The 12,148-nt window shown below is 67.6% G+C and carries 13 protein-coding genes; 7 read left to right on the top strand and 6 right to left on the bottom strand.

Going from position 1 to position 12,148, the window contains the following annotated elements; translation table 11 throughout:
• Window positions 1-16: 16 nt before the first annotated feature.
• Both HFL01S_RS00410 and HFL01S_RS00405 read left to right on the top strand, forming a co-directional pair.
• Window positions 17-607, top strand: coding sequence for a malonic semialdehyde reductase (locus tag HFL01S_RS00410; RefSeq protein WP_066253101.1), 591 nt, complete (start codon window positions 17-19; stop codon window positions 605-607).
• 9 nt (window positions 608-616) lie between these two features.
• On the top strand, window positions 617-823 hold the full coding sequence (locus HFL01S_RS00405) for a tautomerase family protein (protein WP_066253099.1): 207 nt from the start codon (window positions 617-619) through the stop codon (window positions 821-823).
• Window positions 824-916: 93 nt separating this feature from the next.
• On the opposite strand, the gene HFL01S_RS00400 is transcribed toward HFL01S_RS00405, so the two are convergent.
• The 6 genes from HFL01S_RS00400 to HFL01S_RS00375 are packed head-to-tail and all read right to left on the bottom strand — an operon-like array spanning window position 917 to window position 7,560.
• Window positions 917-2,080: an ABC transporter substrate-binding protein gene (locus HFL01S_RS00400; RefSeq protein ID WP_066253095.1), complete on the bottom strand. Its 1,164-nt coding sequence runs from the start codon at window positions 2,078-2,080 to the stop codon at window positions 917-919.
• A 41-nt stretch (window positions 2,081-2,121) separates the two neighbouring features.
• Window positions 2,122-3,978 (bottom strand): AMP-dependent synthetase/ligase, encoded by a 1,857-nt coding sequence (locus HFL01S_RS00395; protein WP_066253090.1) that lies wholly within the window; start codon window positions 3,976-3,978, stop codon window positions 2,122-2,124.
• A 4-nt stretch (window positions 3,979-3,982) separates the two neighbouring features.
• Window positions 3,983-4,771: an ABC transporter ATP-binding protein gene (locus tag HFL01S_RS00390; RefSeq protein WP_066253088.1), complete on the bottom strand. Its 789-nt coding sequence runs from the start codon at window positions 4,769-4,771 to the stop codon at window positions 3,983-3,985.
• Window positions 4,768-5,598 carry an ABC transporter ATP-binding protein gene (locus HFL01S_RS00385; RefSeq protein WP_066253086.1) on the bottom strand — a complete coding sequence of 277 codons (831 nt, stop codon included), beginning with the start codon at window positions 5,596-5,598 and terminating at the stop codon, window positions 4,768-4,770. The genes HFL01S_RS00390 and HFL01S_RS00385 overlap by 4 nt, the downstream gene beginning before the upstream one ends.
• 5 nt (window positions 5,599-5,603) lie before the next feature.
• Window positions 5,604-6,680, bottom strand: coding sequence for a branched-chain amino acid ABC transporter permease (locus HFL01S_RS00380; RefSeq protein ID WP_066253084.1), 1,077 nt, complete (start codon window positions 6,678-6,680; stop codon window positions 5,604-5,606).
• Window positions 6,681-6,684: 4 nt separating this feature from the next.
• Window positions 6,685-7,560 carry a branched-chain amino acid ABC transporter permease gene (locus tag HFL01S_RS00375; protein ID WP_066253082.1) on the bottom strand — a complete coding sequence of 292 codons (876 nt, stop codon included), beginning with the start codon at window positions 7,558-7,560 and terminating at the stop codon, window positions 6,685-6,687.
• A 207-nt stretch (window positions 7,561-7,767) separates the two neighbouring features.
• Here HFL01S_RS00375 and HFL01S_RS00370 point away from each other — a divergent pair, with 207 nt between their 5' ends.
• From HFL01S_RS00370 to HFL01S_RS00350, 5 genes are all read left to right on the top strand, one after another.
• Window positions 7,768-9,168: an acyclic terpene utilization AtuA family protein gene (locus HFL01S_RS00370; RefSeq protein WP_066253080.1), complete on the top strand. Its 1,401-nt coding sequence runs from the start codon at window positions 7,768-7,770 to the stop codon at window positions 9,166-9,168.
• Window positions 9,165-9,548, top strand: a complete 384-nt coding sequence (locus HFL01S_RS00365; protein ID WP_066253077.1) for an AtuA-related protein — start codon at window positions 9,165-9,167, stop codon at window positions 9,546-9,548. The genes HFL01S_RS00370 and HFL01S_RS00365 overlap by 4 nt, the downstream gene beginning before the upstream one ends.
• Window positions 9,545-10,339 (top strand): crotonase/enoyl-CoA hydratase family protein, encoded by a 795-nt coding sequence (locus HFL01S_RS00360; protein WP_066253074.1) that lies wholly within the window; start codon window positions 9,545-9,547, stop codon window positions 10,337-10,339. Before HFL01S_RS00365 ends, HFL01S_RS00360 begins: the two co-directional genes overlap by 4 nt.
• Before the next feature lie 10 nt (window positions 10,340-10,349).
• A complete protein-coding gene (locus HFL01S_RS00355; protein ID WP_245644706.1) occupies window positions 10,350-11,129 on the top strand; it encodes a type 1 glutamine amidotransferase in 780 nt (259 codons plus the stop codon).
• Between the two features lie 112 nt (window positions 11,130-11,241).
• Window positions 11,242-12,144, top strand: a complete 903-nt coding sequence (locus HFL01S_RS00350; protein WP_066253071.1) for a DUF2167 domain-containing protein — start codon at window positions 11,242-11,244, stop codon at window positions 12,142-12,144.
• Window positions 12,145-12,148 lie beyond the last annotated feature (4 nt).

Raw genomic sequence — 12,148 nt, 5'->3', positions numbered from 1 at the left:
CCCTTTCGAGGCCTCCATGACCCACCCGACCCTGTCCCCCACCGAACTGGCGTTCTCGGCCGCCCGCACCTTCCCGAAGTTCCGCGACGAACCCGTCTCCGACGACACCCTGAAGGCGCTGTGCGAACTCGCCCAGTGGGGCCCCACGGCCTCCAACTGCCAGCCGGCGCGCTACGTGTTCGTGCGCAGCGCCGAAGGCAAGGAGAAGCTGCGGCCCTGCCTGGCACCGGGCAATGTGGACAAGGCCATGAGCGCACCGGTGACCGTGATCGTGGCCCACGACAGCCGCTTCTACGAGCACCTGGCGACCCAGTTCCCGCACATGCCCACCGCCGCCGCGGCGTACGACGGCAAGCCCGCGCTGGCGCAAACCGTAGGGCTGCGCAACAGCAGCCTGCAGGGCGCCTACCTCATCGTGGCGGCCCGCCTGCTCGGGCTGGACTGCGGGCCCATGAGCGGCTTTGACGCCGATGCGCTGGACCGCAGCTTCTTCCCGGACGGGCGCTTCCGCTCGAACTTCCTCATCAACCTCGGTCATGGCGACACCGCTTCCCTGCGTCCGCGGGGACCCCGGCTGCCGTTCGAGACCGTGGCCACCCTGGCCTAGGAGACCACCATGCCTTTCATCGACGTCAAGATCATCGAGGGCGTGTTGCCCGACGACAAGAAGCACGCACTGATCGCCGCCATCACCGAAGCGGTGGTGCAGGTGGGCGGCGAAGGCTTTCGCCCCATGACGCGCTGCGTGATCCAGGAGATCCGCAGCGGCTGGTGGGGCTCGGGCGGCAAGCCGCTGACCACCGAGGACGCGCGCCCCAAGTAGGCCGAGGCCACAAAAAAAGCCGCCATCGCACGGGGCGTGGCGGCTTTCGCGCATGGCCTGTTCAGACAGGCGGCGCGCAGCTCTGAGCGGGGATCAGTTCTTCGGGTAGTCCGAAATCACCTTCCACTTGCCGTCGGTGATCTGCGACAGGCGCGAGGCGTTGCTGCCCAGGCGCTTCTGCGGACCGAAGCTGGCGGGCGCGCTGCCGAAGATGTCGGTCGGGATCGTCATCGTGTCCATCACCTTGATGAAGCTGTCCGTGCTCAGGCCAGGCCCGGCCTTGCCGGCGGCCTTGGCGAAGGTGTCGATGATGTTGTAGCCGTAGACCGAGAACACGGTGGGGTCCTCGTTGAACTTGGTCTTGTACTTGTTGGCCCAGAAGCGCACCGGCTGCGAGGCGTCGTCCAGGTAGGGGTTCTGCACCGTCATGGTGGCGTACAGGCCGTTCATGGCCGGGCCGCCCAGCTTGTGGATCAGGTCGGTGTAGAGCGCGCTGCTGCCCATGAAGGTGGGGTTGAAGCCGAGCTTGCGCGCGGTGGCGATGGTGCCCACGGTCTCGCGGATGATGGTGCCGAGCACCACGAAGTCGCACTGCGCGGCGGCCAGCTTCTGCATCTGCGAGCCGAACTCGGTGGCGCCGCGCTTGAAGCTGGCTTCCTCGGCCATTTCCATGCCGATGGACTTCAGGCCTTCCTTGGCGCCGCGCACCACCTCCAGCCCGAACTCGTCGTCCTGGTAGACGGTGCAGACCTTCTTGGCGCCTTTCTCCTTCACCACCACCGGCAGCGAGTTCTTCATCTGGTCGAAGTACGTGGCGGCGAAGGAGTACTTGAGCTTGTGGAAGGGCTCGTACATCTCGCGCGCAGCGGTGATGGGGAAGAAATTGATCACGTTCTTCTGGAACTGCACCGGCATGGCGGCCATGTTCTGCGCCGTGCCGATGTGGCCGACCATCATGAAGATCTTGTCCTGGTTGACCAGCTTCTGCGCCGCCAGCACGGCGGTCTTGGGGTCGTACTTGCTGTCTTCCACCAGCAGCTTGAGCTTGCGGCCGTTGATGCCGCCCTGCTCGTTGATCTCGTCCACGCGCAGCATCATGCCCAGGCGGGCCTGCTTGCCGAAGCCGGCGAGCGGGCCGGAGAGGTCCTGGATCGAGCCGAGGACGATTTCGTCCTTGCTCACGCCTTGCGACTGTGCGAAGGTGGCGCCGGCCGTCAGTGCCAGAGCGGCGGCGGTCAGAGTGAGTCGGGCTTTCATGGGGGCTTGTCTCCTGGGTGGAAAAAAACGGGGCGGCCGGGTCAGCGGTACATGGCCTCGATCTGCTCGGCGTATTTCTGCTGCACCAGCTTGCGTTTGAGCTTCATGGTGGGCGTGAGTTCTTCGTCCTCGGCGGTCAGCTGGGTCTCCAGCAGCCAGAACTTCTTGATCTGCTCGACGCGGGCGAACTTCTTGTTGGTGGCGTCGATCACGTCCTGGATCAGCTGCTGCACTTCGGGGGCTCGGGTCAGGCTGGCGTAGTTGGAGAAGGGCACGTCGTGGTCCTGCGCAAACTTCTCCACGTTCTCCTGGTCGATCATGATGATCACGGTGAGGTAGGCCCGCTTGTCGCCGATCACCACCGCGTCGGTGATGTAGGGCGAGAACTTGAGTTCGTTCTCCAGCTCGCTGGGGGTGATGTTCTTGCCCCCTGCGGTGATGATGATGTCCTTCATGCGGTCGGTGATGCGGAAAAACCCTTCCTCATCGACCACGCCCACGTCGCCCGTGTGCAGCCAGCCGTCCTTGTCGATGGTCTCGGCCGTCTTCTCGGGCAGGTTCAGGTAGCCCATGAACACGTTGGGCCCGCGCACCAGGATCTCGCCGGTCTGCGGGTCGAGCTTCACCTCGTTGTACTGCGCGGCCGGGCCGATGCTGCCGGGCTTGATGCGCTCGGCGGGGATGCCGGTGGACGCACCGCAGGTTTCCGTCATGCCCCAGACCTCCAGCATGGGCACGCCCAGCGCCAGGTACCAGCGCACCAGTTCGGGCGAGATCGGCGCCGCGCCGGTGACCAGGAAACGCGCGCGGTGGATGCCGATGAGCTTGCGCACGTTGTCCAGCACGAGCAGGCGCGCGGCGCGGAACTGCCACTGCAGGCCCCCGGGCACGGCCTCGCCCTTGAGCACGTGGTCGGCCACGCGCTGGCCGACGCCGATGGCCCAGGCGTAGGCGGCCTGCTGCAGCCGGCTGGCTTCCTTGAGGGTGATCATCACGCCCGAATAGAACTTCTCCCACACGCGCGGCACGGCGGTGAACACCGTGGGCGCGATCTCGCGCACGTTCTCGGGCACCGTCTCGGGGTTCTCGACGAAGTTGAGCCTGGCCCCGGTGTAGAGCGAGAAGTACTCGCCGCCCATGCGCTCGGCGATGTGGCACAGCGGCAGGAAGCACATGCACTCGTCGGCTTCGTCGCGCGCGATCAGCGTGTTGTAGCCGCGCACGGTGTAGACCAGCCCTTTGTGCGCGTGCATCGCGCCCTTGGGCTTGCCGGTGGTGCCCGAGGTGTAGACCAGGATGGCCAGGTCGTCCGGCTTCACGGCGGCCACGCGCTGCTCCAGCGCCTTCGGGTGCAGCGCCAGGTGCTGGCGGCCGAGTGCGCGCAGCGCGTCCAGGCTGATCACCATGGGGTCGTGGAAGTCGCGCAAGCCGTCCATGTCGAACACCACGATCTTCTTGAGTTGCGGCAGGTGCTCGCGCACCTCCAGCGCCTTGTCCAGCTGCTCGTCGTCTTCCACGAACAGCACGGTGGTGCCCGAGTCCTCGCTGAGGAACTGCACCTGTTCGGCCGCGTCGGTCGGGTAGATGCCGTTGGCCACGCCGTTGGCGCTGAGCACGGCCAGGTCGCACAGCACCCACTCGACGTTGGTGTTGGAGAGGATGGACGCGGTCTCGCGTTCGCCGAAGCCGATGGCGATCAGGCCGTGGCCGATCTCGCGCACCGCCTGGCCCACCTGGGTCCAGCTCCAGCTGCGCCAGATGCCGAATTCCTTCTGCCGCAGCCAGATGCCCGGACCGCGCCGGTCGACCGCGTTCCAGAAGATCGCGGGAATGGTATCGCCGGGCATGACCACGTCGGTCTGCGGGCGGATGGCGGAGAGATCCCAGAGATAGCTCATGTGTTCACCGCCAGTTCTTCTTTTTCTTCCAGCGCCGGTCGGCGCGCACACCGGCTTCCTTCATGCCGAGGTAGAACTCCTTGATGTCGTCCTTCTCGCGCAGGCGGGCGCAGGTGTCTTCCATCACGATGCGTCCGTTCTCCAGCACGTAGCCGTAGTCCGAGGCGTTCAGCGCCATGTTGGCGTTCTGCTCCACCAGCAGGATGGTGGTGCCGCGCTCGCGGTTGATGCGCACCACGATCTCGAAGATCTCCTTGGTCAGCTTGGGCGACAGGCCAAGGCTGGGTTCGTCCAGCAGGATCAGGTCGGGGTTGGCCATGAGCGCGCGGCTGATGGCCAGCATCTGCTGCTGGCCGCCCGAGAGCAGGCCGGCGTCCTGCGCGGCGCGCTCGCGCAGGATGGGGAAGTAGTTGAAGACCAGCTCCATGTCGCGCGCCACGCCGTCGCGGTCTTTGCGGGTGTACGCACCCATCAGCAGGTTGTCGCGCACCGAGAGCAGCGGGAACACCTCGCGCCCCTCGGGCACGTGCATCAGGCCGCGCTGCACGATCAGCGCCGGGTCCTGCGCGGTGATGTTCTCGCCCTTGAATTCGATGCTGCCCTTGCGCGGGTCGATGATGCCGCTGATGGTCTTGAGGATGGTGGTCTTGCCGGCGCCGTTGCTGCCCAGCACGGTGGCGATCTCGCCGCGCCGCACTTGCAGGCTCACGCCGCGGATGGCCTTGATGGGGCCGTAGGCGCTCTCTACGTTGAGCAGCTTGAGCACCGCGTTGTCGGTGACCGGGGCCGTCATGCCGCCACCCTCCCATGGTTCTCGCGGCGCAGGCTGGACACGTCGTCCACCGTGCCGAGGTAGGCCTCGATCACGCCGGGGTGGCTCTGCACCTCGGCCGGCGTGCCGGTGGCCAGCTCGGCGCCCATGCTCATGGCCAGCACGCGGTCGGACACCTTGGACACGAGCGTCATGTCGTGTTCCACCATCAGCACGGTCACGCCCAGTTCGTTCTTGATGTCGCTGATCCAGAACGCCATGTCCTCGGTTTCCTCCACGTTCAGGCCCGACGACGGTTCGTCCAGCAGCAGCAGGCGAGGTTCGGTGCACAGCGCGCGCGCCAGCTCCACCACCTTGCGCACGCCATACGGCAGGCCCGCCACCATCGACTCGCGGTGGTGCTGCAGGTCGAGGAAGTCGATCACCTGTTCCACCTTCTCGCGCGCGGCGATCTCGGCGGCGCGGGTCTTGCCGGTGAACAGCAGCTCGCTCCACAGCCCTGTCTGCCGGTGCGTATGGCGCCCGATCAGCAGGTTCTGCAGCACCGTGGCGTGCTCGAACAGCTCGATGTTCTGGAAGGTGCGCGCGATGCCCAGGCCGGCCACCTTGTGCGGCGGCAGGTCGGTCAGCTTCAGCGTGCCCTGGTGGCTGGCTAAGTGGATCTCGCCGCTGGTGGGCGTGTAGATGCGGCTGATCAGGTTGAACACCGTGGTCTTGCCCGCACCGTTGGGGCCGATCAGGGTGAACACCTCGCCCTTCTTCACGTCGAAGCTCACCCGGTTGACCGCCAGCACGCCGCCGAAGCGCACGCTCAGGTCCCGGGCCGAGAGGAGGATGTCGTCGTTCATGGCGCTCATTTCAGACGGTCCGATTTCTGGAACGACTTCTGCCGCTTGAACATGCCCTTGCGGTAGAACGGGAACAGCTGGAACCAGGTGCGCACCTTGAGCCAGCGGCCGTACAGGCCCATGGGCTCGAACAGCACGAAGGCGATCAGCACCACGCCATACACCGTGCCCTGCAGACCGGTGGACTGGCCGATGGCCTCGGGCAGGAAGTCCTTGGCCAGTGCGATCAGCTGCGGCATCACGATCAGGAAGATCGCGCCCAGGAAGGCGCCGTGGATCGAACCCAGGCCGCCGATCACCACCATCAGCAGCAGGTCGATGGACTGGATGATGGAGAACTGGTCGGGCGAGAGGAACTGGATCTTGTGCGCGTACAGCGCGCCGCCGATGCCGGCCAGCGCGGCCGACAGCGCGAACGACAGCGTCTTGTAGCGCGCCAGGTGGATGCCCATGCTCTGCGCGGAGATCTCCGAATCGCGGATGGCGACGAAGGCGCGGCCGGTGGGCGCGCGCAGCAGGTTGACGATGGCCAGCGTGGCGCCCACGCAGAGCACCAGGCAGAGGAAGTAGAAGCCTTCGGTGGAGTCGATGCTCCAGCCGCCGATGGCGGGCGGGTTGACCACCAGGCCGGCGTTGCCGCCGGTCACGTGTTCCCAGCGCGCCATGCCTTCTTCGACGATGAAGCCGAAGGCCAGCGTGGCCATGCCCAGGTAGATGCCTTTGACGCGCAGCGCCGGCAGGCCCACCACCATGCCCACCGCGGCCGAGAGCAGGCCGGCGCAGGCGATGGAAATAGGAAACGGCCAGCCCGCGTTGGTGAGCACGGCCTCGGTGTAGGCGCCGACGCCGAGGAAGGCCGCGTGACCCAGCGAGAACAGGCCGGTGAAGCCGGCCAGCAGCATCAGGCCCAGGCCGACGATGGCGTAGATCAGCACGAAGGTCAGCTGCGCCAGCCAGTACTCGGGCAGGGCCCAGGGCGCCACCGCGAGGAACAGGCCCAGCAGGCTGTACCAGAACACATGGCCGCGGTGTTTGGCCAGCCGGATGTCCTGGTCGTAGTCGGTCTTGAAAATGAAACGCATCGGTTCAGACCTTTTTGCGCAGCTTCTCGCCGAACAGGCCGTTCGGCTTGAGCACCAGCATCAGCAGCACCACGATGTAGGGCGCGATGTCCTTGAAACCTTCGGGCAGGTAGAAGCCAGAGAGCGCCTCGACGATGCCGATCACCAGCCCGCCCACGATGGCGCCGGGCAGGCTGCCGAAGCCGCCCACCACCGCGGCCGGAAAGGCCTTGAGGCCGATGAAGCCCATGTTGGCGTGCACGAAGGTGATGGGCGCCAGCAGCAGGCCGGCGATGGCGGCGACGCCGGCCGCCAGGCCCCAGACCAGGCCGTTGAGCCGCTTGACCGGGATGCCCATGTAGTAGGCGGCCAGCTGGTTCTGCGACGAGGCCTGCATGGCGATGCCCAGCTTGCTGTACTTGAACATGGCGAACAGGCCGGCGCACAGCACCGCGGTGACGCCGATGATCACCAGCTGCTCGGCGGCGAGCACCAGGCCGCCCATGTTCAGCACCTCGCCCGCGTAGGGCACGGCCAGCGAGTGCGTGTCGGTGCCGATGTTGGGAATCATGGTGATCACGCCGCGCAGCACGTAGCCCACGCCGATGGTGAGCATCACGATGGAGAACGCCGGCTGGCCCAGGATGGGGCGGATCACCATGCGTTCCAGCAGCACGCCGAACAGGCCCATGCCGATGACGGCCGCCAGCACCGAGACCCAGAACGGAAACCCCAGCAGCGTCATGGTCAGCAGGCCGCCGAAGGCGCCGACCATCATCAGGTCCCCCTGCGCGAAGCTCACCGTCTCGGTGGCCTTGTAGATCAGCACGAAGCCCAGGGCAATGAGTCCGTAGATGCATCCCTGGGCCACACCGCCGATCAGCAGTTGCAGCAGTTGCACGCACTGTCTCCTTTGTTGTTGTGGACACAGGGCGCTGCAAATGCTGTGGCGCAGGGTCCAGCTGTCGTGCGGGTTTTATATCGGCCTTGCCTGAAACCGGCGTCAGGGTAGACCCGAGCCCGAGTCGCGCAGGCGGCAGGTTTTATGTGCCTTATTTTCAGCAAGCAATCGCTTTGCAAAAATAGGGAATGCCCGTATGCTGGCCGCATGAAGTCCATCCGCATCGGCGCCGGTCTCGGCTTTTATGGCGACCACTGGGAGCCCGTGGTCGCCAGCATCGAACGTGGCGATGTGCAGTTCATCGCCAGCGACCACCTGGCCGAACTCACCCTGGCCATCCTGCAGAAAGACCGGCAGCGCGACCCGTCGCTGGGCTACGCCCGCGACGTGGTGCCGATGCTGCTGCGGCTGTGGCCGCTGATGCAGGCGCGCGGCGTGCGCTTCGTCTGCAACGCGGGCGGCCTCAACCCACAGGGTGCCGCGCAGGCGGTGCAGGCCGCGCTGGCGGCCAGGGGCATGGCGCCGCGCATCGCCGTGGTGACGGGCGACGACGTGTTGCCGCGGTTGCTCGACGCCTCCGTGTCCGACGCGGCGCTGGCCCACCTGTTCACGGGGGAGCCGGTGTCGGCGGTGCGCGAGCAGCTGGTGTTCGGCAACGCCTACCTCGGCGCCGCGCCCATCGTGCAGGCGCTGGACCGGGGGGCGGACATCGTGATCACCGGCCGCGTGGCCGACGCTGCGCTGTTCCTCGGCCCCATTGCCCATCACCTCGGCTGGGACCTGAAGGCCACCGACGCCGCCGGGCTGGACAGGCTGGCGCAGGGCCTGACCGTCGGCCATCTGCTCGAATGTTCCGGCCAGGGCAGCGGCGGCAACTTCGGCAGCCAGGAAGCCTGGAAGGCGATTCCCGATCTGGCCCACATCGGCTTTCCCATCGCCGAGGTGTGGAACGACGGCACCGCTCTCATCACCAAGGCGCCCGGCACGGGTGGGCGGGTCAACTTCGACACCGTGCGCCAGCAGCTGCTGTACGAGGTGCACGACCCGCACGCCTACCGCTCGCCCGACGTGGTGCTGGACATAGGCGGCATCCACCTGCACGACGAGGGCCACGACCGGGTGCGGCTGACCGGGGCGCGCGGCACGGCGCCGGGCGACCAGCTCAAGGTGGTCGCCGGCTTCGGCGACGGCTTCAAGGCCGAGGTCACCTGGGGCTTTTCGTGGCCCGACGCCTGGGACAAGTCTCAGGCGGCCATTGCCACCATCCGCACCCAGCTGGCCGAGCGTCGCGTGCCGCACGAGGAGCTGTACGTGGAATACCCGGGCCTGAACTCGGCGCACGGCCCGCTGGCGCCGCTGCCGCCCCCGGAGCAGCTCAACCAGATGAACGAGATCTGGACGCGGCTGGTGCTGCGCACGAACGTGAAGGCCGCCGCCGACGGCTTCGGCCGCCTGTTCCCCTGGATCGGCCTGAGCGGCCCGGCCTACACCTGCGGCTTCACCGGGCTGCACAACACCAGCGAGCTGCTGGGCATCTGGCCGACGCTGATCCCTCGGACGGAGGTGGAGCCCAATGTGCGGGTCGAGATGCTGGGAGGTGCCGCATGAACGGAGTCCGCATACCCCTGGTCCGCATCGCCCATGCGCGCAGCGGCGACAAGGCCGACTGGGTCGACTTCGGGCTGTTCGCCTGGAACGAGGCCGGTTACCGCATCCTCGAACGCGAGGTCACGGCCGAACGGGTGCGGCAGCACTTCGTGCCCTGGCTGCCGGGCGAGGTGGACCGCTGGCCGCTGCCCAACATCCTCGCGCTCAAGCTGGTGCTCAAGGGCGCGCTGCAGGGCGGCGGCGCCCGCAACCTGCGGCTGGACAACCTGGGCAAGTCGATGGCGGGGGCGCTGTTGCGCATGGAGATCGAGGTGTCGGAAGACGAGCTTCAGGCGGCATTGAATGAGCCGCGTGTGGGCTTGTGGGGAGAGCAGGCATGACGGCTGTCACCACCGAGGTGATCGACGACATCCACGTCGTCACGCTCAACCGCCCCGAGGTGCGCAATGCCGTCGATGGCGACACCGCGCAGGCGCTGCACGCCGCCTTCCTGGCCTTCGAGGACGACCCGGCCGCCAGGGTCGCGGTGTTCCACGGTGCGCACGGTCACTTCTGCGCCGGCTGGGACCTGCAGCACGGCGCTCGCCTGGCGGCCTCGGGTGGTGCGTCGGGCCTGGACGCGCTGGACTTCCACAGCGACGACGCCCGCGCCATCGGCCCCATGGGGCCGTCGCGCCTGCGCCTGTCCAAGCCGGTGATCGCGGCCGTCAGCGGCGCGGCGGTGGCGGGCGGCATGGAGCTGGCGCTGTGGTGCGATCTGCGGGTGATGGAAGACGACGCCTACTTCGGTGTCTACTGCCGGCGCTTCGGCGTGCCGCTGATCGACGGCGGCACGGTGCGCCTGCCGCGCCTGATCGGCATGGGCCATGCGATGGACCTGATCCTCACCGGCCGCAAGGTCGAGGCGGCCGAGGCGCTGCAGATGGGTCTGGCCAACCGCGTGGTGCCCACCGGACAGGCGCGCGAAGCCGCCATCATGCTGGCGCGGCAGCTCGCCGCCTTCCCGCAGGCCACGATGCGCGCCGACCGCGAGAGTGCGCACGCGCAGTGGGACCTGCCGCTGGGCGAGGCGCTGCAGCAGGAGTGGCAGCGCGGCCGGGCGCGCATTCCCGATGCGCTGGAGGGCGCGGTGCGCTTCGCGGCTGGCGAAGGCCGCCACGGCACCTTCTGAGCGGCGCGGATTGGCCCTCCGCCGGGCCGACCGGCTGGCGATCATCCCGGCCATGAACGCTGCGATTCCCCACGACACCGAGGTGCTGGTGCTCCAGCACCTGCACGAAGACGGCCCGGGCCACCTGGGCGACTGGCTTGATGCGCAGGGCGTGCGCTGGTGCGTGCGCTGCACCGAGGCGGGCGAGGCCTACCCGGCGACGGTGCGGGGCCTGAAAGGCCTGGCCGTGCTGGGTGGCGCCTGGAGCGCCAACGACGACCGCCCCAGCCTGCGCCAGGCCGAGGCCCTGATCCGCGAGGCCGATGCGCTGGGCATCCCGGTGATCGGTCACTGCCTGGGCGGCCAGCTCATCGCGCGCGCCTTCGGCGGCCGTGTGCGGACGCTCGACACCCCGGAGATCGGCTGGCTGCCCATGCGCCACGACGGCAGCGCGGCGGCGCGCGAATGGCTGGGCGACGCGCCGGAGGCGACGGTCTACCAGTGGCACTACGACAGCTTCACCGAACTGCCGCCGGGCGCGCAACTCATCGCCGGCTCACCAGCCTGCCGGCACCAGGCCTTCGCGCTGCGCCAGCACCTGGCGATGCAGTTCCACATCGAGATCACCGAACGCAAGGTCGAGGACTGGATCGCGGTGCCAGGCGCCGGCTACGCCCCGGCCTGCGCGGCGCATCCGGCCACCGTGCAGACGCCTGAGGTGATGCGAGAGGGCACCCGACGGCACCTGGCCGCCAGCCAGGCGCTGGCGGAACACATCTACGGCCGCTGGCGCGAACGCTGGCCGCGCTGAACGGCGGGCGGTGGTGGCCTGACGCCGAACGGGTGGCTCCTATACTGCTTCGCGGGATCGGGCAGAGCCCGAACGACCCGTCAACCAAGAAGCACTGTGGAGGGAAAAAGCGATGAGGAACACAACTGTGTGGCGGGGCCTGCTGGCCCTGATGTGGGGTCTTTGGGTGTTGTCCATGGCGCCGCAGGCCCGTGCTCAGCAGGCCGCACCCAAGGCCGACGACCCCTGGGAGGTGGCCCGCCAGGCGGCCCAGAACGGACCAGCGGACATCACCCTGGCCGGGCAGGCCGTGCTCAAGCTGCCGGCGGACAGGGTGTTCATCCCCCAGCCGCACGCGACCAAGCTGCTCAATGCCATGGGCAACCCCGGCGAAGACCCGAGATTGCAGGGCCTGATCTTCCCGGCCGACGACAACGCGGGCTGGTTCATGACCGTGCGCTACGAGGACTCCGGCTACATCAAGGACGACGACGCCAAGGAATGGAACGCCGACGACCTGCTCACCAGCTACCGCGAAGGCACGGAGGAGAACAACAAGGAACGCGCCAAGATGGGTGTGGCCGAAATGGAAATCCTCGGCTGGGCGCAGCCGCCCGCCTACGACGTGGCCACGCACCGACTGGTGTGGGCCATGAAGTCGCGCGACAAGGGCAGCGACAGCGAAGAGGACCTGGGGGTGAACTACAACACCTACGTGCTCGGCCGCGAGGGCTACTTCAGCATGAACCTGGTGACGGGTCTTGATGAATTGCCGGCCCACAAGTCGGAGGCCCATGCCCTTCTTGATGCGATGAACTTCGTCGACGGCAAGCGCTATGCAGATTTCAACGCCAGCACCGACCACGTTGCCGAGTACGGGCTGGCGGCGCTGGTGATCGGGGCGGGCGCCAAGAAGCTGGGGCTGCTGGCTGTGATCGCCGCGTTTGTCGCGAAATTCGCCAAAGTCGGCATCCTCCTGCTGGCGGGCCTGGGCCTGGGCATCAAGCGCCTGTTCGGCAAGAAGGCCGACGCCTGACGCT

It is taken from the genome of Hydrogenophaga flava NBRC 102514 (assembly GCF_001571145.1).
Taxonomy (GTDB): Bacteria; Pseudomonadota; Gammaproteobacteria; order Burkholderiales; family Burkholderiaceae_C; genus Hydrogenophaga; species Hydrogenophaga flava.
Note: the sequence above shows the minus strand (reverse complement) of the source record. Positions and strands in the feature narration are given on the sequence as shown.

Bases quoted from the DNA above. Each gene is read 5' to 3' on its own strand.
- HFL01S_RS00410 (WP_066253101.1), top strand. From the start codon at position 17: ATGACCCACCCGACCCTGTCCCCCACCGAACTGGCGTTCTCGGCCGCC.
- HFL01S_RS00405 (WP_066253099.1), top strand. From the start codon at position 617: ATGCCTTTCATCGACGTCAAGATCATCGAGGGCGTGTTGCCCGACGAC.
- HFL01S_RS00400 (WP_066253095.1), bottom strand. From the start codon at position 2,080: ATGAAAGCCCGACTCACTCTGACCGCCGCCGCTCTGGCACTGACGGCC.
- HFL01S_RS00395 (WP_066253090.1), bottom strand. From the start codon at position 3,978: ATGAGCTATCTCTGGGATCTCTCCGCCATCCGCCCGCAGACCGACGTG.
- HFL01S_RS00390 (WP_066253088.1), bottom strand. From the start codon at position 4,771: ATGACGGCCCCGGTCACCGACAACGCGGTGCTCAAGCTGCTCAACGTA.
- HFL01S_RS00385 (WP_066253086.1), bottom strand. From the start codon at position 5,598: ATGAACGACGACATCCTCCTCTCGGCCCGGGACCTGAGCGTGCGCTTC.
- HFL01S_RS00380 (WP_066253084.1), bottom strand. From the start codon at position 6,680: ATGCGTTTCATTTTCAAGACCGACTACGACCAGGACATCCGGCTGGCC.
- HFL01S_RS00370 (WP_066253080.1), top strand. From the start codon at position 7,768: ATGAAGTCCATCCGCATCGGCGCCGGTCTCGGCTTTTATGGCGACCAC.
- HFL01S_RS00365 (WP_066253077.1), top strand. From the start codon at position 9,165: ATGAACGGAGTCCGCATACCCCTGGTCCGCATCGCCCATGCGCGCAGC.
- HFL01S_RS00360 (WP_066253074.1), top strand. From the start codon at position 9,545: ATGACGGCTGTCACCACCGAGGTGATCGACGACATCCACGTCGTCACG.
- HFL01S_RS00350 (WP_066253071.1), top strand. From the start codon at position 11,242: ATGAGGAACACAACTGTGTGGCGGGGCCTGCTGGCCCTGATGTGGGGT.